Source organism: Rheinheimera salexigens, assembly GCF_001752395.1.
GTDB lineage: Bacteria > Pseudomonadota > Gammaproteobacteria > Enterobacterales > Alteromonadaceae > Alishewanella > Alishewanella salexigens.
Genome location: NZ_MKEK01000001.1, coordinates 510,488 through 532,495, shown reverse-complemented (window position 1 = coordinate 532,495; position 22,008 = coordinate 510,488). Strand labels below are relative to the sequence as shown.

21 protein-coding genes and 1 pseudogene are annotated in these 22,008 nt (G+C 42.4%); 16 read left to right on the top strand and 6 right to left on the bottom strand.

Annotated elements, in window-relative coordinates:
- The 9 genes and pseudogenes from kdsC to BI198_RS02640 all read left to right on the top strand — a co-directional run bounded on the left by kdsC (position 1) and on the right by BI198_RS02640 (position 5,764).
- Positions 1 to 555: a 3-deoxy-manno-octulosonate-8-phosphatase KdsC gene (gene kdsC, locus BI198_RS02680; protein ID WP_074467402.1), complete on the top strand. Its 555-nt coding sequence runs from the start codon at positions 1 to 3 to the stop codon at positions 553 to 555.
- Positions 552 to 1,106 carry an LPS export ABC transporter periplasmic protein LptC gene (lptC, locus tag BI198_RS02675; RefSeq protein WP_070048164.1) on the top strand — a complete coding sequence of 185 codons (555 nt, stop codon included), beginning with the start codon at positions 552 to 554 and terminating at the stop codon, positions 1,104 to 1,106. Before kdsC ends, lptC begins: the two co-directional genes overlap by 4 nt.
- The gene (lptA, locus tag BI198_RS02670) at positions 1,096 to 1,587 is read left to right on the top strand and encodes a lipopolysaccharide transport periplasmic protein LptA (RefSeq protein ID WP_070048163.1); all 492 of its coding nucleotides are present in this window, start codon (positions 1,096 to 1,098) and stop codon (positions 1,585 to 1,587) included. Before lptC ends, lptA begins: the two co-directional genes overlap by 11 nt.
- On the top strand, positions 1,584 to 2,306 hold the full coding sequence (lptB, locus tag BI198_RS02665; RefSeq protein ID WP_070048162.1) for an LPS export ABC transporter ATP-binding protein: 723 nt from the start codon (positions 1,584 to 1,586) through the stop codon (positions 2,304 to 2,306). The genes lptA and lptB overlap by 4 nt, the downstream gene beginning before the upstream one ends.
- A 48-nt stretch (positions 2,307 to 2,354) precedes the next feature.
- Positions 2,355 to 3,837: pseudogene (locus BI198_RS02660) on the top strand (RNA polymerase factor sigma-54).
- Positions 3,838 to 3,862: 25 nt separating this feature from the next.
- Positions 3,863 to 4,150 (top strand): ribosome hibernation-promoting factor, HPF/YfiA family, encoded by a 288-nt coding sequence (gene hpf, locus BI198_RS02655; RefSeq protein WP_070048161.1) that lies wholly within the window; start codon positions 3,863 to 3,865, stop codon positions 4,148 to 4,150.
- A gap of 7 nt (positions 4,151 to 4,157) precedes the next feature.
- Positions 4,158 to 4,628 carry a PTS IIA-like nitrogen regulatory protein PtsN gene (ptsN, locus tag BI198_RS02650; protein WP_070048160.1) on the top strand — a complete coding sequence of 157 codons (471 nt, stop codon included), beginning with the start codon at positions 4,158 to 4,160 and terminating at the stop codon, positions 4,626 to 4,628.
- The gene (gene rapZ, locus BI198_RS02645) at positions 4,628 to 5,485 is read left to right on the top strand and encodes an RNase adapter RapZ (RefSeq protein WP_070050582.1); all 858 of its coding nucleotides are present in this window, start codon (positions 4,628 to 4,630) and stop codon (positions 5,483 to 5,485) included. Before ptsN ends, rapZ begins: the two co-directional genes overlap by 1 nt.
- A 9-nt stretch (positions 5,486 to 5,494) precedes the next feature.
- Positions 5,495 to 5,764 (top strand): HPr family phosphocarrier protein, encoded by a 270-nt coding sequence (locus BI198_RS02640; RefSeq protein ID WP_070048159.1) that lies wholly within the window; start codon positions 5,495 to 5,497, stop codon positions 5,762 to 5,764.
- A gap of 30 nt (positions 5,765 to 5,794) precedes the next feature.
- Here BI198_RS02640 and BI198_RS02635 read toward each other — a convergent pair whose 3' ends face one another.
- The 6 genes from BI198_RS02635 to BI198_RS02610 are packed head-to-tail and all read right to left on the bottom strand — an operon-like array spanning position 5,795 to position 11,687.
- The gene (locus BI198_RS02635) at positions 5,795 to 6,166 is read right to left on the bottom strand and encodes a Na+/H+ antiporter subunit G (RefSeq protein WP_070048158.1); all 372 of its coding nucleotides are present in this window, start codon (positions 6,164 to 6,166) and stop codon (positions 5,795 to 5,797) included.
- An 8-nt stretch (positions 6,167 to 6,174) separates the two neighbouring features.
- Positions 6,175 to 6,444 carry a K+/H+ antiporter subunit F gene (locus BI198_RS02630; RefSeq protein ID WP_070048157.1) on the bottom strand — a complete coding sequence of 90 codons (270 nt, stop codon included), beginning with the start codon at positions 6,442 to 6,444 and terminating at the stop codon, positions 6,175 to 6,177.
- Positions 6,438 to 6,965, bottom strand: coding sequence for a Na+/H+ antiporter subunit E (locus BI198_RS02625; protein WP_070048156.1), 528 nt, complete (start codon positions 6,963 to 6,965; stop codon positions 6,438 to 6,440). The genes BI198_RS02630 and BI198_RS02625 overlap by 7 nt, the downstream gene beginning before the upstream one ends.
- Positions 6,962 to 8,548, bottom strand: coding sequence for a monovalent cation/H+ antiporter subunit D (locus BI198_RS02620; RefSeq protein ID WP_083256538.1), 1,587 nt, complete (start codon positions 8,546 to 8,548; stop codon positions 6,962 to 6,964). Before BI198_RS02620 ends, BI198_RS02625 begins: the two co-directional genes overlap by 4 nt.
- Positions 8,548 to 8,892 carry a Na+/H+ antiporter subunit C gene (locus BI198_RS02615; protein WP_070048155.1) on the bottom strand — a complete coding sequence of 115 codons (345 nt, stop codon included), beginning with the start codon at positions 8,890 to 8,892 and terminating at the stop codon, positions 8,548 to 8,550. Before BI198_RS02615 ends, BI198_RS02620 begins: the two co-directional genes overlap by 1 nt.
- Positions 8,892 to 11,687, bottom strand: coding sequence for a monovalent cation/H+ antiporter subunit A (locus tag BI198_RS02610; protein ID WP_070048154.1), 2,796 nt, complete (start codon positions 11,685 to 11,687; stop codon positions 8,892 to 8,894). Before BI198_RS02610 ends, BI198_RS02615 begins: the two co-directional genes overlap by 1 nt.
- A 391-nt stretch (positions 11,688 to 12,078) precedes the next feature.
- Between BI198_RS02610 and BI198_RS02605 the strand changes: the two genes are divergently transcribed.
- The 7 genes from BI198_RS02605 (at position 12,079) to BI198_RS02575 (ending at position 21,987) form a co-directional block, all read left to right on the top strand.
- A complete protein-coding gene (locus BI198_RS02605; RefSeq protein WP_070048153.1) occupies positions 12,079 to 13,455 on the top strand; it encodes a class II fumarate hydratase in 1,377 nt (458 codons plus the stop codon).
- Between the two features lie 131 nt (positions 13,456 to 13,586).
- Complete coding sequence (locus BI198_RS02600; RefSeq protein WP_070048152.1) at positions 13,587 to 15,245, top strand: amidohydrolase; 1,659 nt, start codon at positions 13,587 to 13,589, stop codon at positions 15,243 to 15,245.
- Positions 15,242 to 15,991 (top strand): TrmH family RNA methyltransferase, encoded by a 750-nt coding sequence (locus BI198_RS02595; protein ID WP_070048151.1) that lies wholly within the window; start codon positions 15,242 to 15,244, stop codon positions 15,989 to 15,991. Before BI198_RS02600 ends, BI198_RS02595 begins: the two co-directional genes overlap by 4 nt.
- Positions 15,992 to 16,135: 144 nt before the next feature.
- Entirely contained in the window at positions 16,136 to 17,524 is a 1,389-nt protein-coding gene (locus BI198_RS02590; RefSeq protein WP_070048150.1) for a porin, read from the top strand.
- 22 nt (positions 17,525 to 17,546) lie between these two features.
- Entirely contained in the window at positions 17,547 to 19,172 is a 1,626-nt protein-coding gene (locus BI198_RS02585) for a BCCT family transporter (protein ID WP_070048149.1), read from the top strand.
- Positions 19,173 to 19,356: 184 nt separating this feature from the next.
- Positions 19,357 to 21,222 (top strand): DUF294 nucleotidyltransferase-like domain-containing protein, encoded by a 1,866-nt coding sequence (locus tag BI198_RS02580; protein ID WP_070048148.1) that lies wholly within the window; start codon positions 19,357 to 19,359, stop codon positions 21,220 to 21,222.
- Positions 21,223 to 21,225: 3 nt separating this feature from the next.
- Positions 21,226 to 21,987, top strand: a complete 762-nt coding sequence (locus BI198_RS02575; RefSeq protein ID WP_070048147.1) for a 3'-5' exonuclease — start codon at positions 21,226 to 21,228, stop codon at positions 21,985 to 21,987.
- The last annotated feature ends 21 nt before the right edge of the window (positions 21,988 to 22,008 follow it).

The window sequence follows — 22,008 nt, the reverse complement described above, 5'->3', positions numbered from 1 at the left end:
GTGGCATTATTTACCCAGCTATACCAAGCAGTAACAGATGATGTTATGGCACGCGCGGCTAAAATAAAGCTGCTAATTTGCGATGTTGATGGCGTGTTTTCAGATGGTCGAATTTATCTAGGTAATAACGGTGAAGAACTTAAAGCCTTCCATACCCGTGATGGATATGGCATTAAAGCCTTGCGCACTGCGGGCATTGAAGTCGCTGTTATCACCGGTCGCACATCAGCCATTGTTCAACAACGAATGACCTCATTAACGGTGCCTTATATATATCAAGGCCAAGAAAATAAACTGGCCGCTTTTGCGGAACTGCAACAAAAAATGCAACTTACCCCAGATCAAATGGCCTATATTGGTGATGATTTAGCCGACTGGCAAGTTATGCAACATTGTGGTTTAGCCGTAGGTGTCGCTGATGCTCACCCTTACTTGCGTCTTAACGCCCACTACAACACCAGTTTAGCCGGCGGTTATGGCGCTGTACGCGAATTATGCGACTTATTATTAATTAGCCAGCAGCAATTTTTGCAATTTGATGGCAGCAGCACATGAGAAAACTATTCGTTATACTGGTTATATTACTAGTTATTACTGCAAGTTATTTATGGTTTCAGCCGGATGACAACTCAAGTATGCTGCAAGCGGGTCAAGAGTTACGCCCAGATTATATTGCTAGTGATATAACCCGTACGTTATATAACGCCGAGGGATTTAAAACTGATTCGGTGACTGCCGAGCGTTTAGAGCACTTTGAATTACTCGGTTTTACTCAGTTCGAGCTACCTATTTATACCCTATATAACGGGCAACACCTGCCTAGCTGGACCGCGCATAGCAAAATAGCCACTTGGTATCCAGAAGATAGAATCATCCTGGAACAGCAAGTCGTTATTGAAAGTTTATTACAGAATGAACTGATAGAGCGCATAGAAACAGATACACTAGAGATGTTATTTCCTGATAACCGCTTGCAAAATAATCAGCCAGTGCGGGTACAAGGTAAAGGTTTTTATATTGAGGGTGTCGGTATTCAGGCAGACTTAACCGAGAAGACCCTACAGTTATTACAACATAATAAAACGGTATACCAAAATGAAGGCTAATTATATTACGGCTGCAGCCCTACTGCTAATGACTTTTAGTACTGTCGCTGCCGAGCCAGATTACAAGCAACAAATTCAGATTGACGCCGATAACTTGTCTTCGATCAAAGAGAATGTGCTGACATACCGTAATAATGTCATTATTACGCAAGGCTCAATGCAAATGAAAGCCGATTTATTAGAGATTGATGCCAGCGCCGGTAAAGGCAAAGAAATTTATATAGCGACTGGCCAACCGGTGCTTTACTCACAATTGCTAGAAGGCGGCAAACAAGTCACCGCTGAAGCCAAACAAATGCGTTATGAGCCCTCTTCACGCACTTTAACCTTAAGTGGCGATGCTGAATTAGCCCAAAGTGGTAGTGTTGTTCAGGCATCCACTATCCGTTATAACGTTGAAAAGCAGCAATTGAGTGCCGATAGTAATAAAAACAAACGGGTAACTACCATTTTTACGCCAGAGGAAAAAAATAACCCATGAAGTTAGTCGCAGCAAATCTGGCAAAAAGTTATAAAGGCCGACAAGTGGTTAAAGACGTCAGCTTAGAAGTTAATGCCGGACAAATTGTTGGCTTACTTGGCCCTAATGGTGCCGGTAAAACCACCACTTTCTATATGATTGTTGGCTTAGTGCCGTCTGATAAAGGCAGTATTACCCTTAATAATCAAGATATGACGTTTGAACCCATTCACGCTAGAGCGCGCCAAGGTATTGGTTATTTACCCCAAGAAAGCTCTATTTTTCGTAAGCTTAGCGTGTATGATAACTTAATGGCCATTTTAGAAACCCGTAAGTCACTTAGCCGTGCCAAGCGTGAAGAAATAGCTGATGAGTTATTAGAAGAGTTCCATATCGGCCATATTAAACATAGTTTAGGCATGAGTTTATCTGGTGGTGAACGCCGCCGAGTAGAAATTGCCAGAGCGTTAGCTGCCGAACCTGCTTTTATTTTACTCGACGAACCTTTTGCTGGTGTTGACCCAATTTCAGTATTAGATATTAAAAAAATTATCCAGCATTTAGGTCAACGAGGTATTGGGGTATTAATTACCGATCATAATGTGCGTGAAACGCTCGATGTTTGTGAAATCGCTTACATCGTTAGCCATGGTGAATTAATTGCCTCTGGTCCACCACAACAAGTGCTTGCTGATCAAAAAGTACGGGATGTATACCTAGGTGAACAATTCAGGCTATAGTAAGCAAGCATTGTTATCACTTAAGTTTCAGGAGAAAAGCAGAAGTACATGAAACCATCTTTGCAACTTCGTTTAGGGCAACAGCTGACCATGACGCCACAGCTGCAGCAGGCTATTCGCTTACTGCAACTGTCGACTATTGAGTTACAGCAAGAGATCCAAGAAGCGCTGGATGCTAATCCGTTATTAGAAGCTGATGATGACGTTACGCCAAGTAACGATGAAAATTTACAGCAAAACAGCCAAAAAGAAGATAACGCTATTGCTGAAAATGATAGCAAAGTTGATAACTCAGAAACCGATGCTAGTGATGGCATGGCTGAGCAAAATATTCAAGAAGACTTACCGCTAGATAATGATTGGGATGACTTGGTTAGTGCTATGCCTGTTAGTTCAAGCAGTAACAGTATTAGCGACGATGATAATGCGTACCAAGGTGAAACCAGCCAAAGCTTGCAGGACTACCTACGTTGGCAAATGCAACTCACTCCTTTTTCTGAAATTGATTTAATTATTGCTGAAATTATAATTGAAGCGATTGATGAAAATGGCACCCTAACTATCAGCTGTGACGATATATTACAGTCTCTCGATATAGACGATGTTGAAGCGGACGAAGTAGAAGCAGTCATTAAGCGCATTCAATTATTTGACCCCATCGGCGTTGGTGCTCGCTCAGTACAAGAATGCCTATTAGTCCAATTACGTCAGTTTTCAGCCGACACACCTTTTTTTAGCTCAGGCTCAGGCCTTATTACTTGAACATACCGACTTTTTAGCTAATAGAGACTTTCGTTCTTTGATGCGAGTGACTAGACTCAAAGAAGACGAACTTAAACAGGTGATGCAACTGATTCAAAGTTTAAACCCGCGGCCAGGTGCCGATGTGATAAAACAAGAACAACAATACGTTATCCCTGATGTTAGTGTGACCAAAGTAAAAGGTCGCTGGCAAGTAGAGTTAAACGCCGAGGCAATGCCTAAAGTTAGGGTTAATCAGCAATACGCTGCTATGTCCAGAACAGCTAAAAGTAGTTCCGACAGCCAATTTATACGCTCGCATTTACAAGAAGCAAAATGGTTTATAAAAAGTTTAGAAAGTAGAAACGAAACCCTATTAAAAGTGTCCAACTGTATAGTACAACAACAACAAGGCTTTTTTGAGCTTGGCGAAGAAGCCATGAAACCGATGGTATTGAATGATGTAGCAGAAATGGTTGGCATGCATGAGTCAACTATTTCCCGAGTAACTACCCAAAAGTATATGCATACACCTAGAGGAATATTTGAACTGAAGTACTTTTTCTCTAGTCATGTAAGTACCGATAGCGGTGGCGAATGTTCATCCACTGCGATTCGAGCCTTTATTAAAAAATTAGTGGCGGCGGAAAACCCGGCCAAACCGCTTAGTGATAGCAAAATGGCCGAAATACTACTAGAACAAGGGATAAACGTTGCAAGGCGTACTATTGCCAAGTATCGTGAGTCTTTATTTATTCCACCGTCAAATCAGCGCAAGACCTTGATGTAAGTAAGCCAAAAAGAGGAATATGTCTATGCAAATCAATCTAACTGGTCGTCATGTCGAAATCACAGCCGCATTAAAGGAATATGTAGACACTAAATTCGCTAAATTAGCCCGACACTTTGAGCATATTAATAACGTAAATGTTGTTTTAACGGTAGAAAAGCTCAAGCAAATAGCTGAAGCTAAGATTAATTTAAGTGGTGCAGAAGTATTCGCTATCTCTGATGATGAAAACATGTATGCCGCCATTGACCAGCTGATCGATAAACTTGATCGACAAGTAATTAAACACAAAGAAAAGCTAATTCGACACTAAATTAACTATGATAAATTTAACCACAATGTTGACGGAGAACTGCACTAAAAGTGCAGTTCTTTTTAATAGTAAAAAGCGTATTTTAGAATATATTGCTGAGCTTGCGCAGCAGCAATTACCTGAAGTAACTGAATACAGTATTCTTGAATCACTAATGGCGCGTGAAAAGCTTGGTTCTACAGGCATAGGTGGTGGTATCGCTATACCGCACGGTAAACTTAGCAATGTAGAAAAACCGATTTTGGTGTTTGTCGTCAGTAAAGAAGCCATTGCTTTTGATGCTAACGATAATCAACCAGTCGATATATTTTGTGCGATTTTATTGCCAGAAGATCAGTGCCAAGCCCATTTAAGTACCTTATCTAGTATTGCTAAGCTACTCAGTCAAAAAGAATTAACCAAGAAAATTCGTAATGCAGAAACTAACCAACAACTCTATCAACTGCTTATAGAGTATTGTGAGGCTAATACAGAATGATGAAGTTGCTTGTTGTCAGTGGGCGTTCTGGCTCTGGTAAATCAGTCGCTTTACGAGTAATGGAAGATCTAGGATATTACTGCGTAGATAATATTCCGGTTAATTTACTGCCTACGTTAGCAACAACAGTAATGGGTCAGTACGAGCGAGTCGCAGTCAGTATCGATGTCCGCAACTTACCAGTAAACCCTGATGACTTAACGGAAATCTTGTCATACTTACCACGCAAAGTTGACTTACATATACTGTATTTAGATGCTGATCACAGCACCTTAATTCGCCGGTTTAGTGAAACCCGTCGCATGCACCCGCTGTCACACCAAGCCATGTCTTTAGATGAAGCCATTATGCGGGAACAGCAGTTACTCGACCCCATAGCCAGCGCTGCAGACTTGTACATTGATACCACAGAGCTAAATGTTCATCAGCTAGCAGAGCAATTACGTGAACGTATTTTAGGTCAAAAAACCGGTCGTTTAGTTATTCTGTTTGAATCTTTTGGCTTTAAGTACGGTATTCCCAAAGATGCAGACTATGTATTTGACGCTCGGTTCTTGCCAAACCCGCATTGGGAGCCTGATTTAAAACCCTTAACGGGTGTGGATCAACCGGTAAAAGATTATCTGGCTTCGCAGCCAGTCGTTGCCAAATATATTTGGCAAATTAATAGCTTTATTAGTAGCTGGTTACCACATTTAGAGCGTAATAACCGTAGCTACTTAACCGTTGCAATTGGTTGCACTGGCGGCCAACATCGTTCAGTTTATATTGCTGAATGTTTAGCAGAAAGCTACCGTAATCAACGTGACGACGTGCAAATACGTCATCGAGAGTTAGTACGTCACCACCAACGTTAGAGCCAGCTTATGCGATGCAAACAAGACGTCACTATCGTTAACCATCTTGGCTTACATGCGAGAGCCGCCACTAAGTTGGCTCAATTATGCCAGCAGTTTTCAGCGAAAATACAATTAATTCAAGATAAACAAACCGCAGATGCTAGCAGTGTATTAGCGCTATTAATGTTAGCTAGCAGTAAAGGAAAGACCTTGCAAGTTGCGACTGAGGGTGAGGATGCAGAGCAAGCATTAGCCGCAGTAGTCAGTTTAATTAATAATGGCTTTGACGAGACCTAATTCAGCTAGAGCCAGCTAAAATCATTAAAGTTATTGCTCTGCGTTTTCGTCGGTCTTGTCTACCAGTGCTTTATCACCAATATTCTCTATACCTTGAGTCTTATCGATGGCTTTAAGCTGATGATGTATCGCGGCTTTAATTAACATATGGGCGCTAATTGGCGCTGTAATCAATAGAAATATGGTAATTAATAGCTCGTGAGCACTAAAGTTTCCTTGGCTACTAAAGAAAAATATAGAGCTGAGTAAAATTCCGCCCATGCCCACAGTTGTGGCTTTAGTTGGGCCATGTAAGCGCATAAAAAAGTCAGGCATCCTCATCAAACCAATAGAACCAATAAGCACAAAGGTGCCACCAATTAGCAGAAAGCTCACCACTACCCATTCCATAAATTGTTGCATGTCTGTTCCTATTCGATTATATCGCCACGCAGTAAAAACTTACATATCGCAACCGTACTAACAAAGCCTAACATCGCTAACAATACTGCGGCCTCAAAGTACAACCAAGAGCGCATTAGCAAGCCATACAAGGAGATTAAGGCGATGCTATTAATATACATAGTATCTAACGCTAACAAGCGATCAGGTAAGCTTGGACCGCGAAATAAACACCATATGTTTAATAACAAAGCTAAACTTATCATGGCAAACACTAAAATTATGACGTTGTCTAACATTGGAATATTTCCTTTAAGGGTGCTTCATACCGCTGTTTAATCGAGGCAATTAACTTGGCTTCATCGGTTAAATCTAAGACATGAATTAATAACCAACGTTGCGGTAATGGCTGACTAGAGTCAATCGATTCAGCATGCGGATAAATATCAGCACTCACAGTACCCGGAGTCAAAGACACGGTATTTGCCAGTATGGTCAGCGGCAAACTATGGTGCAAATCAATGGGCACCCGCACAAAAGCGGGCTTTAATTTATGTCTCGGCCCCAAGATAATAATCGCCACTTGCACATTGGCAACAATAATATCGGCTAATACTCGTAGCATATAGCGTAGTGCCAATAACGGTCGTTTGATTCGCGGTTGTGGATCTCGAAATCTGGCGGTGACTAATGGCAAAATAACAGCCAAAATGACACCAAAAAATATATGCACGGCAGCAATACTTTGGCTTAATAATAACCAGACAAAAAATAATACTAAGCTACTAAAAGGAGCCGGTAGTAAACGATTGCGCATCATTGGCCTCCTATCGCTGTGTTAGTGCTTATATTTGAAGTTATATTAGGGATTAGATTAAGTGTTTCAGGTGTCATGTCAAAACTTGGGCTACCCAATACTCGTTCAGTTAAGCTGTTAATATCGTATAGCTCGCTAGCCGCATTTTGGCTTAATTGAGTCAGTGGGCCAGCAAAGACGACTAACAATATACTGGCGAGCAATAGCCAACCCACTGCGACTGTTTGAAGTGGTTTGACATGCTCTGCGTCTGATTCTGTACCGCTAACCCGCCAGAACAACGTAGTACCAGCCCGAGATAAACCTATAATGACCAGTAAAGTACAGCTTAATACCACGCCCCATATCAGCAGTTTATTCATTGGCTCTACTACCGCTTGCAATACCATGAGTTTACCAATAAAACCGGAAAACGGTGGAATACCGGTAACACTCAGCACAGCAATAAAAAACATAGTACCTAATAGCGCTGGTTGAGCTATACGTCGCCCGGGTACTAAACGGTCACCTGCTTTGCCGCGTTGATTAGCCACTAAATCGGCAATTAAAAATAAAGCTGCACACACTACCGTTGAATGTACGGTATAAAACACTACCGCGCTGGCAGAGGCTGGTGTTTGTAAAGACACTAACGTTACTAAGGTTCCTACAGAAATAAGCACTAGGTGCGCTACAATTTTACGAAAATCTTTGCTGGATATCACACCTATAGCACCGATGACGATAGTGATTAAACCCACAGGCAATAACCATACAGAGGCAATGCCTGCTAAAGGGCCAGCATGTTCACCAAATATAGTGCTATAAACCCGGAGCAAACCATAGACACCAATTTTTGTCATAACCGCAAATAGCGCCGCCACTGCGGGTGAGGCGGAAGAATAAGCAGCAGGTAACCAAAACTGCAAGGGTAAAATTGCGGCTTTTAACGCAAATACAATCATCAGCATTAATCCGCCAGCTTTTACCAGCATGACATCTTCAGGCGCTATATTGGCAACTTTGCCAATCATGTCTGCCATATTTAAGGTGCCTAAGGTGCCATATAACACAGCTAAAGCAATCAGAAATACTGCCGATCCCGTTAAGTTAAGTACGACATAATGCAGGGCAGCTTTAGTTTTATTTTTACCACCGCCATGCACTAATAAAGCGTATGAAGCGATAAGTAGCACTTCAAAAAATACAAACATATTAAACAAGTCGCCGGTTAAAAATGCACCATTAATGCCCATCACTTGGAATTGAAATAATGGATGGAAAAACGAGCCTTTTTCATCTTCGCCAGCACTACCATAGATAATAGCACCCAAGGCTAAAAAGCTGGTTAGGCACACCATAACCACAGAAAGAGTATCGGCAACTAACACTATGCCAAACGGGGCCTGCCAATTACCTACTGCATAATGTAATAAACCGTGCTGCTGAACTTGCAATAGTAGTACTACAGCAATAATAAATTGGATACCTGCCGATATCATACTGACCCAGCGTCGTCTGGATGGCCGACGATGTATTGGTGGTAAAATAATCAACAACGCCGTTAGCATAGGCAAAATAATCGGTAAAACCACTAAATGCCACATTAACGCTGCCCCTTGCCTGTTTCTGGTAATTTACCATCAACATGATCATTACCTAAATCTGCCCGTGCTCTAATCGCTAAAATCACCAAAAAAGCCGTCATGGCAAAACCAATAACAATGGCGGTTAAAACTAAAGCTTGTGGTAAGGGATCTGCATAATTATCTGAGTTACCTAATACCGCCGCGCCGCGTAAGGTCAGTCGACCTGACGAGAAAATAAATAAGTTAACCGCATACGACAACATAGTTAAACCCATCATCACCGGGAACGTGCGGCCGCGAAGCATTAAAAACACGCCGCAACTGGTTAAAAAACCAATACAGCTGGCAAACAATGTTTCCATTAGATTGTTTCCTTATGTACAGGTCGATGGCTAGTGGTCATTTTGCCTAAATTGGCCAAAATCAATAACGTTGCCCCCACTACTGTAATATAGACGCCTAAATCAAACGCTATCGCACTGGCTAGCTCAATTTCGCCTAATATCGGTATATGATAATAATCAAACCAAGAGGTTAAAAAAGGCCGGTTAAATAACATGCTACCTATGCCGGTGACTAAGGCGATAGTTAAACCAATTGCAATCACTCGCTGATATTCCACATCCATTCGGGTTTTAACCCAATCCACACCATGAGCAATATATTGTAAGATAATGGCAACTGCAGTCACTAAGCCTGCAATAAACCCACCACCTGGCAAGTTATGACCACGGAAGAAAATAAACACCGATACCATTAACGCTAACGGTAATAAGCCTTGCGATACGGTGGCTAATAACAATGAATGACGCTCAGTACTCCAAGGCCGGCCATCGCCATCGCTGCTGGGTTTAAATAACGGAATTCGGGTAAGTAACTTAAAGATACCTAAAGCGGCAATACCTAAAACCGTAATTTCACCCAAGGTATCAAAGCCCCGGAAGTCGACCAAAATAACGTTAACCACATTAGTACCGCCACCGCCGGTTTTAGCATTAGCAATAAAGAAATCAGAAATAGTGCTAAAAGGTCGAGTCATTAAAGCGTAACTTAAGCTACCCACGATAACACCTACCATGCTGGCAATACCGACATCTGACAGTACTCTTCTTGCGCTCGACTGTTTCGGTGTTTTATGCGGTAAAAAGAACAACGCTAGCATTAATAAAATAATGGTCACGACTTCCACTGAGAATTGAGTTAGCGCTAAATCGGGCGCAGAGAAACGGATAAAGGCAATTGATACTATTAACCCCACTACCGAAATCATCAACAAAGCCACTAAACGATAGCGGTGCAGCACTGTGGTGGCAAAAGCACCCATCATTAACAACGCAGCACCGGTAATATCCACCGCACCCACTTGTAACTCTGTGCGACCGCCCCATAACGTATCTAACTGTAATAATGGCACACCTGCCAATACCACAAAGCAAAGTAATAATAGCTTCATATAACGCTGCATCGAACCGTTATCCAGCCAAACATAGACCGCATTACAGCCACGAATAAATTTAGCCAGATATAACTCAAAGCTTTGCAACACATCAATGCCAGGCAACGTATGCTGAAAATCGAATAAATGCTTACGGTTAACGTAGATAATCGTACCGCCTATTAGCGCCAGCGCACTCATTAATAGCGGTAAATTAAAACCATGCCAAATCGCTATGCTGTATTCTGGAACCGGCCCACCCAATACCGCCACTGCTGCAGCATTTAAAATGTCTTGCACAAAATAGGCTGGGAAAATACCGACTAAAATACACAATGCCACTAACACCTCTACCGGCACTCGCATGTAACGCGGCGGCTCTTTTGGTGTTTTAGTTAATCCTTTTGGCTGGCCATTAAAAAACACATCGTGAATAAAGCGCATAGAATAAGCGACCGAGAATATACCAGCTACAGTAGCTAACACCGGTATTACCCACGACAGTGAGCCAAGTAAATGCTGATGTATGGTTTCAGTAAAAAACATCTCTTTGGATAAAAAGCCATTTAGCAGCGGCACGCCCGCCATGGCTGCAGCCGCCACCATGGCTAAAGTGGCCGTAATGGGCATAAAGTGCCATAGCCCATTTAACTTTCGCATATCACGCGAGCCGGCCTCATGATCAATAATACCCGCCGCCATAAATAATGATGCTTTAAAGGTGGCGTGATTTATAATATGGAATATACCGGCAATGGCGGCTAAGTCTGAGCCAATACCAAACAACATGGTAATTAAGCCTAAGTGGCTAATAGTGGAATAAGCTAATAAACCTTTTAAGTCATGTTTAAATAGCGCTAAATAAGCACCAATCAGTAAGGTGATGAGACCGGTAACACTAACAATAACAAACCATAATTCAGTACCCGACATCACCGGATAAAAACGGGCTAATAAAAATATACCGGCTTTTACCATAGTCGCAGAATGTAAGTAAGCACTTACCGGTGTGGGTGCGGCCATGGCATTAGGTAACCAAAAATGAAACGGGAATTGTGCCGACTTAGTAAAGCAGCCAATTAAAAACAGCACTAGCATCAGCGGATATAAATGATGCTGTAAAATAATATCCTTACTTGCCAGCACTAGATCTAAATCGTAACTACCTACTACTTGGCCAATTAAAATAAAGGCTGCTAATAAGGCTAAGCCGCCAGCACCTGTTACTGTTAGGGCCATACGAGCCCCTTGGCGGGCTTCAGTTTGCTGCCACCAAAAGCTAATCAGTAAAAACGAGCTAATACTGGTTAATTCCCAAAATACCCATAGCTGTAGCAGATTTCCCGACAATACTATGCCCAGCATGGCGGTCATAAATAGAATTAAATAAGCATAAAATCTCGGCAATGAATCTTGTGTGGATAAGTAATAACGAGCATATAAAATTATCAGCAAACCAATGCCAAGAATTAAAAGGCTAAATAAGTACGCTAGGCCATCTAAGCGTATAACAACTTCTAAACCTAGAAGCGGCACCCACTCTAATGTAAAGCGTAATACTTCGCCGCTAAATACTTCACCGGTTAATGAAACCAATATGGCTAATGCTAATGCAGGGGGAATAGCTGTAAATAGTGCGCATGCGCTACGGCTAGTTTTTGCACTCAATATTGGTGCAAAAGTGCCAAGCATGGGTAACAGCAAAATCCATAAAAGTGTCATAGTTACAGCTTGTCCTTATCGCGGTGTGCAAATGTAATAAGCTCATTCGCTCTTAGCAGCAATGGCAATGGAATATTTAAAATAATAAACCGCTTTCTAAACATAATAGGCGACTTGTGGTCAAAACGATGGCTAATAGAAAAAACCAGAGGCCATAATGGCGATATATATACCGTTATCTCAGTGAAAAGTCCATAAAAGCCCAAGGGCCTCACTGGGTTTTAGTCGCATCATTTAGCCTATTTGACGAAGATTTCCATTACCTATACTAGTAGTTTTAATAGTGTTACGAGGACTAATATTAACAGTGATCCAACTCATTAGTATGATCTTTGCTATGCTCAGACAATATTCCTTAATCTAAAACGGCAATAAATCTTTTGGAGTCCAAATGAAAACCAGAACCGAACATGACAGCATGGGCGAACTACAAGTACCTGAAAACGCTTTGTATCAAGCCCAAACCCAACGAGCCGTACAAAACTTTCCGTTTAGTGATCTTGTTTTCCCTAAGCCGTTTATCGCCGCTTTATTGCAGATTAAAATAGCCGCAGCTCAAGCTAACCACAGCCTAGACTTATTAGATAACAAAAGGTGTCAAGCTATCTGCCAAGCGGCCGAACAACAATTAGCCAATATTGATATGCAGCAGTATCCCATTGATATCTTTCAAACCGGCTCTGGCACCAGCACTAATATGAATGTCAATGAAGTACTGGCTACCCTTGCGTCTAAATCATTGGGCGAAACGGTACACCCAAATGACCATGTTAACTTAGGCCAAAGCAGCAACGACACTATTCCTACCGCTATTCACGTTAGTGCTGCCTTAGCCATTGCACAGCAATTAATGCCAGCCCTGCAGCAATTACAGCACAGCTTAAGCAACAAAATAGCAGATATTGGCCATATCGTTAAAACCGGCCGTACGCATTTAATGGACGCCATGCCAGTAAGCTTTGCCCAAGTACTCGGCGGCTGGCACAGCCAATTACAACACAATCAGCATCAACTAGAGCAGCAGTTACAGCAACTACAAGGATTAGCCCAAGGCGGTACAGCGGTAGGAACGGGTATCAATGCCCACCCCGACTTCGCTAAGCAATTTAACCATAAACTAAACCAGCTAACGGCAATGCAGTTTCGTCCTGCTGACAATTTATTTGCCGCTATTAGCTCACAAGACAGCGCAGTAGCCTGCTCTGGATGTTTAAAAACCATAGCCGTCAGTATTATGAAAATAAGTAATGACTTACGTTTGATGAACTCAGGACCGCTAGCTGGTTTTGCCGAAATAGAGCTAGCCGCCTTGCAACCTGGTTCGTCTATTATGCCGGGTAAAGTTAACCCTGTGATCCCTGAAGCGACTGCAATGATTTGTGCCCAAGTTATTGGCAACGACAGCACGATAACGATTGCGGGGCAGTCAGGTAACTTTGAGCTTAATGTTATGTTGCCGGTTATTGCCTACAATTTATTGCAAAGTATCCAATTACTTAGCACTGCTTGCAATGAGCTAGCCAGCCAAGCTATCGATAGCTTCACCGTACGTGAAGATAATATTGATAAAGCCTTAGCGCGTAACCCTATTTTAGTCACTGCCCTTAATTCTGTAATTGGCTATAGCAAAGCGGCGACTATTGCTAAACAAGCCTATCAACAGCAGCGACCGGTTATAGATGTTGCTTTAGAGCACACTGATTACAGCAGAGCACAACTTACTGAATTACTCGATCCAAAAGCACTTACTAAACAATCAGCTAATTAACAGCAACTAAGCTGTGCAGTTGCATGGTCTATTTAGTTTTACCGATTTAGTTTTTCCGATTTAGATATGCCGATTTCGTTAAAACACTTTTGTTGTTATAGTTGAACGTCTATTCATGGGAGTTATCATTTATGTTATTACTTACCCGCTGTTCATTGCTTGGATTGCTTTTTAGCGCCAGCAGCTTACTCGCTGCACCCGTCGTGGTTACTAATATCAATGGTTACGGCTTTAATGCTGAACGAGAAGTTAGCCCGTTTAAAGTATTAGTATTCGATGATGCAACGGGTAAAATTATCGCTCGTGGTGATAATGACTTAGCAGCAAAGTACGCAGCGGCTAAAACTATAGACGGTAAAGGTAAAACACTATTACCAGGGCTAATCGATGGTCACGGCCATGTTTTGGGCTTAGGTTTTAACTTATCCATGACCGAACTTCGTGGTAGTTCAACTGAGCAAGACGCCGTTAAACGGGTTGCTGAGTTTGCTGCTAAAAATCCAGAGCTAAGTTGGATTAAAGGTCGTGGCTGGAACCAAGTATTGTGGCCAGAAAAGCAATTCCCTACCTCAACACTATTAGATGAAGCTGTTGCCAATAAACCCGTATGGTTAAGACGCGTTGATGGCCATGCCGGTTGGGCTAATAGCAAAGCGCTAGCGTTAGCAGGTGTCACTAAAGACACCCTTGACCCAGCTGGCGGTGAAATTATTCGCGATGCTAAAGGTAATCCTACTGGCGTATTAATTGACAATGCTATGGCATTAATTGAAAAACATATTCCAGAAAGTACTGATGCCGAAAAGCTGCATGCCCTTAATGCTGCTTTTAAACATTTATTAGCACTAGGTATTACCAGTACCCATGATGCCGGTGTTGATACCGCCACGGTAAAGTTATACCAACAACTAGCAGCAAAATCTAAGTTGCCACTACGAATATACCCTATGTTAGCTGCCAACGATCCTGAGCTAGCCAACTGGTTAAAGGCCGGCATTATTGATGATAAAACGGATTTTTTAGATATTCGCTCGGTGAAAATTTATGGTGATGGCGCTTTAGGTAGCCGCGGTGCAGCTTTAATAAAGCCTTATAGTGATAAACCGGATCAAAGTGGCTTATTAGTTACCGAGCCAGACCAACTGCATGCCGTTATGCAGCAAACCATTAATGCTGGCTTTCAAGCTAATGTGCACGCTATTGGTGACTTATCTAACCGGATTACTTTAGATCAGTTTGAGCAATTAGTGCCCGCAGAACAACGTATAGCCAGTCGTCATCGTATCGAACATGCGCAAATTATTGCCCCAATCGATATACCGCGCTTTGCAAAACTAGGTGTTATTCCCGCCATGCAGGCAGTTCATGCCACTTCAGATAAAAATATGGCGGCCGATCGTTTAGGTGAAGAACGATTACGTGGTGCTTATGCATGGCGTACTTTTATTGATCAAGGCAGTATTATTGTCGGCGGGTCAGATTACCCTGTAGAATTAGCCGAGCCGTTTCATGGTATTCATGCCTCGGTAACGCGCCAAGACCAGCACAATCAACCAAAAGGCGGTTGGATCCCTGAGCAGCGTTTAACCTTAACCGAAGCTCTACGCTCCTTTACTGTAGATGCCGCTTATGGCGCCTTTCAAGAAAATATGATGGGCACTTTAGCACCCGGCAGCTGGGCTGACTTTATTTTGATCGATCGTGATATTTTCACTATCCCTGAAACTGAGCTATGGCAAGTTGAAGTAGAACAAACTTGGGTCAACGGTGAGCAGGCTTTTAATAAATGATCAGTCAGAAGTGGAGTAAGTTAATTCGGGGTTTACACCAAAAAAAGCAGCGTAAAATTGAGCAGTGTTTTATTGTTGAAGGTGAAAAAGCTGTATTGGAATTATTAGCGTCAAACTGGCAGATAACAGCGTTATTTGCCACAGAGCGCTTTTTACAACAACACGCCAGCGCGGTTACTGAGCTAACGCTGGTGCAAAGTTGCAGTGCTGACGAGCTAGCCAAAGTTGGCACGTTTTCAAGCAATGATGCGGCTTTAGCTGTAGTGGCCATGCCGGAGGCACAAGCTTTTAGCTTAGCTGAACCTGCTTGGATATTAGTGTTAGATCAAATTAACGACCCCGGTAACCTTGGCAGTATTATTCGTATTGCTGATTGGTATGGCATTAAGCATATTGTCTGTTCAACCGATACCGCTGATATGTATAACCCTAAAGTGATTGCCGCAGCCAAAGGCTCTTTTTTACGGGTAAATTTATATTATCAAGATTTAGCCCCAGTTTTAGCCCAGCAGTTGCAACCCGTTTATGGCGCTTACCTTGGCGGAGAATCAGTACACTCGCTTACGTTAAAACAGCCAGGCGGTTTTATCGTTATGGGTAATGAAGCCAATGGCATTAGCGCTGAACTGAGTCCATTAATCACTAAAAAAATCACCATCCCTGCTTATGGTGCTGCTGAATCGCTAAATGTAGGTATAGCGACGGCCATTATTTGTGACAACCTATGTCGGTTAAGTGTCGGCTAAGCGTCGTTTAATGTCGCTTTAATAGCCCGTTATTCCATACCCAAGTAAGGATACTAATATGCAATATTAGCCCTACTTGGGCTCTAAGCGGAATTTTGCTATACTATAGAGATGTTTAATCACTGCCCTATGCAAAGGAACCACATGGCTATCCGAACTAGCTTGGCACTCAGTATTTTATTACTTTGTAGTCCAGCTATCGCACAACAAACTCAAGACCACGACCTAACCGAATTAAAACAGCAACTAGAACTTCTAAAACAACAAGTTGCGATACTGGAACAAAAGCTACAAGCCCCCAGCAAACAACAAGTTAAAACCATTAAAGTCTTATCTCTCGATTCAGACGACACTTCCTCTGCCAGCCAATTAGCCGAAATAGAGCAAATCATTGCTGAGCATGGTGCCGCCGACCAAAACAATACCCTTATCATCCAAACCGTTGCAGCGGACACTCCTGAGCCTGAGTCTACAGACGGTATTAATCTTGGTGGTGCCATCCGAACCAATTACAGCCACACTTCTTATAGCGATGGTAATAAAAATCGCGGTGGTGATTTTGCTTTTGATATTTTCCGCTTAAATTTAAATGGCAGTGTCGGGGATGTCACCCTTAATGCTGAAATCCGTTTTTTTGATTATATGACTGCCGTGAAATCAGCTTACGTTGGCTATGGTTTTAGCGATAATTGGCAAGTTTTAGCCGGTATCACTCAAGTACCTTTTGGTAACTGGCCGTATAACTCGCATAACTATTTTTTTAGTAGCAACTACTATCTGGGTTTAGAAGACGATTACGATTTAGGCATTATGTTTAAACGAGCTATTGCCGATAATTGGCAATTAGATTTAGGCTTCTTTAAAAACGATGAATTAGGTGGTGTTGACGGTTATGTAGGCAGCCGCTCTGATCGCTATTCTTACGATATCGTTGGCAGTCGCTTACCGGCAGATGGTATTTATGATGACCCAGCGCAACCCTTAGGTGAGTACAATACCTTTAGTGGTCGCTTTGGCTATCACTTTAGCCATAACGATATTAATACCGAAGTCGGTGTTTCAGGGTTAGCCGGTGGTTTGCATGATGGCACGCGTCGCGCAGGTGATTATTATGCTTGGGCCGCACACTTAAATAGCACTTACGATCGCTGGAATTTACAGCTGCAATACACCCAATATAAATATCAGGTCGATAACAGTAACAGTATCGCAGTGGGCGCTTATGCTTTCTACGACTCCATTGCCGCAGAAGCAACTTCTGCTACAGCAAACATTGCTTATAGCTTACCGCTAGCATGGGGCCCAGTTAGTGGCATCCAGTTTTATAATGACTTTAGTTTAATTTATGACAAGTCAGACAATACCGCTAATACCATGATGAATGTCACCGGTTTTTCTGTTGCTGCTGGCGGCTTATTTACCTATTTCGATCTAGTCCATGCCCGTAACCAACCCTTTGTTGGCGGTAGTATGGCGGGTGATGACAGTGAAACCGAACGTCGATTTAATATCAACATTGGCTATTACTTCTAATAAGAGATACAAGGATTAAAAAATGACAAATAAGAAAGATCCGATGATCCCAGATGGCCAAGTCAATCCTATTGATACTGACTACCAAGTTGGCCAAGATAATATTTTAGTGAAAGTAGGCCCTTTCGGCCTAGATATTCATAACCGAGTATTTTTAATCTCGGGTTTAACGATTATCATTTTTGTGGCGCTAACCATTATATTTCAAAACCAAGCTGAGCCTATTTTTAGCAGTATGCGAGGTTGGCTTACCAGTAATTTAAGCTGGTTTTTTATGTCGGCTGCTAATATTTTTGTGGTTTTATGCTTAGGCTTAATTATTTCGCCATTAGGTCGGGTGCGTTTAGGCGGTACAGAAGCGAAACCTGACTATGGTTACCTTGGTTGGTTTTCAATGCTGTTTGCTGCTGGTATGGGTATTGGCTTAATGTTTTACGGTGTATCAGAGCCGTTAACCCATTATGGTACCTCTATGGCTGGTGTCAGTGTAACCGACGGTGTACGTACTGACTGGGCGCCACTAGGTGGTGCAGAAGGCGACGCAGCTGCTGCCGCAAGTTTAGGTATGGCCGCCACTATCTACCATTGGGCATTACACCCTTGGGCAATTTACGCCATTTTGGCCTTAGGTTTAGCCTTATTCTCGTTTAATAAAGGTTTACCGTTAACCATGCGCTCTGTGTTTTATCCACTATTAGGTGAGCGTGTTTGGGGTTGGCCTGGGCATATTATTGATATTCTAGCCGTGTTTGCTACCTTGTTTGGTTTAGCGACTTCACTGGGTTTTGGTGCTGCTCAAGCGGGCGCAGGCTTACATTACTTATTTGATGCGCCTGAAGGGTTAACCGTACAAATTCTGTTGGTTATTGGTATTACCTTAATCGCGTTATTATCAGTAGTCGCGGGCTTAGATGCCGGTGTTAAACGACTATCAGAAATCAATATGGTACTAGCAGCATTATTATTGCTGTTCGTTATTATTGTTGGCCCAACATTAGCCATTTTAACCGGTTTTTTTACTAACTTAGGCTCTTATTTACAACATCTACCGGCTTTAGCCAATCCATTTGGTCGTGAAGATGCCAATTATAGCCAAGGCTGGACCGCCTTTTATTGGGCATGGTGGATAAGCTGGTCACCATTTGTTGGTATGTTTATCGCTCGCGTCTCGCGGGGTAGAACTGTCCGTGAATTCTTAATCTCAGTATTAGTGATCCCTTCTTTAGCCTGTGTATTATGGATGACAGTATTTGGTAGCACCGCCATCAGCCAAGTGGTAAACGATGGTTATAACGCCGCTATGAATGCCGATGTACCATTACAACTTTTTGTGATGTTAGATGCCTTACCATTCGCTCAAGTGACTTCTTTTATTGCCATCATTTTAGTCGTGGTGTTTTTTATCACCTCGTCTGACTCTGGCTCATTAGTCATTGATACTATTGCCGCTGGCGGTAAAGTGGATGCCCCTCTACCACAACGAGTGTTTTGGTGTACATTTGAAGGTTTAGTGGCTATTGCCCTAATGGTGGGGGGGGGCTTAGTTTCGTTGCAAGCCATGGCCGTTTCAACTGGTTTGCCTTTTACTATAGTGTTGCTAGCAGCCAGTGTTGCAGTAGTGAAAGGCTTAATGTCAGAGCCGAGATAGCCCTGCATTGATGACAGTACTTTAATAAGAGTGCTTTAATAACAGTACCTTAATAACAGCACTTTAATAACAGTACTGTCATCACAAGACTTAAATAGCCATCAATATCCAGCTGATAAAAGCTGGATTAAAACTAGCACTGATTAAAAAATTGCGGATTAACTGCACTGGTTGATAAAGTATTATGGAAATAGAACAAATTGAAATTCTTGAGTTCCTAAAGCGGCATCCGCCGTTTCAGGACTTGCCAGAGCAAGAGTTACTAGATATTGCACTGAACACTGACATTGCTTATTTTCAAGCTGGCAGTGAGATTTTAATCTTTAATCAACCGCTTAGTGCCTTGCACTTAATCCGTAGTGGTGTTGTAGAAACTTTCCGCCGAAATGGCGACTTATATAACCGCCTCACTGAAGGCGGTATATTAGGTGAACAAGGTTTATTACGCGGCGGTAAAGTGCGTTTTCCGGCCACGGCCGTTGAAGATAGTTTAATTTATTTAATTCCAGATCATATTTTTCAACACATATTTGATAGCAATGACCTGTTTGCTGACTATATTGAAGTCGGTGACACTGAGCGGCGTAAATCGGCTAAAAGCATTAAACAAGCTGAAACCGATTTATTAAGCGCCCAGGTAAGAACCTTAGTCAGGCGAGAGCCAGTGTGTATAGAAACCACTGCTAGTGTTTGGGATGCGGCAAAAATCATGACTGAACAAGGTGTGTCCTGTTTACTCATTTTACATGGTCATGACCACCCTGAGTTTGCAGGGACCTTAGCGGGCATAATGACTGACCGAGATATTCGTTCGCGGTTAGTCGCCCCAGGCCTTAAATCTGAGATTGCCGTCAGTGACATTATGTCTACTGAGCTGGTAACCATTGAACAGCAACAATATGTATTTGAAGCTATGATGCTAATGTTACGCCATAACGTGCATCATTTACCCATCGTAAGGCAGCATAAACCGGTCGGTATTATTGCCCTGTCGGATATTATTCGCTATGAATCTCAGAATAGCTTATTTGTGGTCAGCAGTATCTTCCGCCAACAAAACGTTGCTGAGCTAAGTGCCCTAGTACCCGATGTTGAAGCGAGTTATATTCGCATGGCAAACGAAGATGCTAACTCACAATTTATTGGCAGTGCCATGGCCGCCATTGGCCGCAGTTTTAAACAACGACTTATCGAACTGGCTGAACAAGAATTTGGACCACCGCCCATTCCTTACTGTTTTATCGCCCTTGGCTCTATGGCGCGGGATGAGCAACTGATAGTGACCGATCAAGACAATGCTTTAATCTTAGATAACAGCTTTGATCCTAAGCTACACGATGACTATTTTTTAAAACTAGCTAATTTTGTTTGCGATGGTTTAGCCGCCTGTGGCTATACTTATTGTACCGGTAATATTATGGCCACTAACCCGCAATGGCGGCAACCGTTAAAAGTTTGGCAGCAATATTTTACCGACTGGATTAACAAGCCAACAGCAGAACGTTTACTACACAGTTCTATATTTTTTGATTTAGAGGCAGTGTCAGGCCAAATGCGCTGGGCGGATCAATTAAATCAACTGATTATAAAATTGGCTAAAAACAATCAACATTTTCTCGCTTGTATGACCCGTAATGCATTACAGCGCACCCCTCCGTTAGGCTTTTTCCAAGACTTTGTCATGGAAAACGATGGCCGGCATAATAATAGTTTAAATATTAAACGACGCGGCACAGCGCCTATGGCCGATTTAATTCGGGTTCATGCTTTAGCTATTGGCTCTGAAGCCACCAATTCATTTGAGCGCCTCAATGATATTATTGCTGCTAATGTGCTGCCCAAAGGTCGAGGGGAAGATTTACGTGATGCTTATGAAGTGATAGCCATAACGAGGATCAAGCAACAAGCTTTAGCCATGCAGACAGGTGACATTGTCGATAATAATGTTATGCCTGAGCATTTATCTGAATTTGAACGCAAACATTTAAAGTCGGCATTTTCGGTATTAAGCAGTGCGCAAAAATTTCTTAAATTTCATTTTAGGGCGTAAATCATGCTTTATTTAGGGCCAGTAAAAGCCCCACCACGTAGCACCTCTACACTGGATTGTGGCATTACCGACTGGCAACAATATTATCAACAGCAAGCGGACCTTGTTAAGCACCCTTTACTGAAACAATTTTATCAAGCTGGTATGGTGGCCGCGGATACGCCATTAAGCCAAGTACCATTAGTAGCTTTAGATTTTGAAACTACCGGTATCAATCCTTCTAGTAATGGCATTGTTAGTATCGGTTTAGTATCAATGACCTTAACTCGCATTGCTAGTTCTAAGGCTAAGCAATGGTTACTAAAACCTAAATTTGCCTTAGACGAAGACTCCATTACCTTGCACGGCATCACTCATTCTGATATTGCCCAAGCGCCCGATTTAGTCGATATTTTACCGCAGTTATTACCTTATCTTGCCGGTAAAGTCATAGTGGTACATTATCGTGGTATTGAGCGGCCTTTTTTACAAGCCGCAATACAGGCTCGTTTGGGTGAGAGTATTCTATTTCCGGTTATTGATACTATGGATTTAGAAGCCAAACTGCACCGCCAACAATCCGCATCGTGGTGGAGTAAATGGACCAAAAAACAGTTAAAACAACAAGCCTCTATTCGCTTAGCCGACAGCCGCAAGCGTTATAGCTTGCCAGATTATCGTCCTCATCATGCCGTCACTGATGCTATAGCTTGTGCTGAGTTACTGCAGGCACAAATTGCCGCTCGCTTTGATCCTGACGTGCCCATTTGCCAACTGTGGCGCTAATAACAGCAGGATAACTATAGT

Excerpts from the sequence above, each read along its gene's own strand:
- BI198_RS02605 (WP_070048153.1), top strand. The coding sequence starts at position 12,079 with ATGAAAACCAGAACCGAACATGACAGCATGGGCGAACTACAAGTACCT.
- BI198_RS02575 (WP_070048147.1), top strand. The coding sequence starts at position 21,226 with ATGCTTTATTTAGGGCCAGTAAAAGCCCCACCACGTAGCACCTCTACA.
- ptsN (WP_070048160.1), top strand. The coding sequence starts at position 4,158 with ATGATAAATTTAACCACAATGTTGACGGAGAACTGCACTAAAAGTGCA.
- lptA (WP_070048163.1), top strand. The coding sequence starts at position 1,096 with ATGAAGGCTAATTATATTACGGCTGCAGCCCTACTGCTAATGACTTTT.
- BI198_RS02580 (WP_070048148.1), top strand. The coding sequence starts at position 19,357 with ATGGAAATAGAACAAATTGAAATTCTTGAGTTCCTAAAGCGGCATCCG.
- BI198_RS02590 (WP_070048150.1), top strand. The coding sequence starts at position 16,136 with ATGGCTATCCGAACTAGCTTGGCACTCAGTATTTTATTACTTTGTAGT.
- lptC (WP_070048164.1), top strand. The coding sequence starts at position 552 with ATGAGAAAACTATTCGTTATACTGGTTATATTACTAGTTATTACTGCA.
- rapZ (WP_070050582.1), top strand. The coding sequence starts at position 4,628 with ATGAAGTTGCTTGTTGTCAGTGGGCGTTCTGGCTCTGGTAAATCAGTC.
- BI198_RS02625 (WP_070048156.1), bottom strand. The coding sequence starts at position 6,965 with ATGATGCGCAATCGTTTACTACCGGCTCCTTTTAGTAGCTTAGTATTA.
- BI198_RS02600 (WP_070048152.1), top strand. The coding sequence starts at position 13,587 with ATGTTATTACTTACCCGCTGTTCATTGCTTGGATTGCTTTTTAGCGCC.
- BI198_RS02635 (WP_070048158.1), bottom strand. The coding sequence starts at position 6,166 with ATGCAACAATTTATGGAATGGGTAGTGGTGAGCTTTCTGCTAATTGGT.
- BI198_RS02640 (WP_070048159.1), top strand. The coding sequence starts at position 5,495 with ATGCGATGCAAACAAGACGTCACTATCGTTAACCATCTTGGCTTACAT.
- BI198_RS02615 (WP_070048155.1), bottom strand. The coding sequence starts at position 8,892 with ATGGAAACATTGTTTGCCAGCTGTATTGGTTTTTTAACCAGTTGCGGC.
- BI198_RS02620 (WP_083256538.1), bottom strand. The coding sequence starts at position 8,548 with ATGTGGCATTTAGTGGTTTTACCGATTATTTTGCCTATGCTAACGGCG.
- hpf (WP_070048161.1), top strand. The coding sequence starts at position 3,863 with ATGCAAATCAATCTAACTGGTCGTCATGTCGAAATCACAGCCGCATTA.
- BI198_RS02585 (WP_070048149.1), top strand. The coding sequence starts at position 17,547 with ATGACAAATAAGAAAGATCCGATGATCCCAGATGGCCAAGTCAATCCT.
- BI198_RS02610 (WP_070048154.1), bottom strand. The coding sequence starts at position 11,687 with ATGACACTTTTATGGATTTTGCTGTTACCCATGCTTGGCACTTTTGCA.
- lptB (WP_070048162.1), top strand. The coding sequence starts at position 1,584 with ATGAAGTTAGTCGCAGCAAATCTGGCAAAAAGTTATAAAGGCCGACAA.
- BI198_RS02630 (WP_070048157.1), bottom strand. The coding sequence starts at position 6,444 with ATGTTAGACAACGTCATAATTTTAGTGTTTGCCATGATAAGTTTAGCT.
- BI198_RS02595 (WP_070048151.1), top strand. The coding sequence starts at position 15,242 with ATGATCAGTCAGAAGTGGAGTAAGTTAATTCGGGGTTTACACCAAAAA.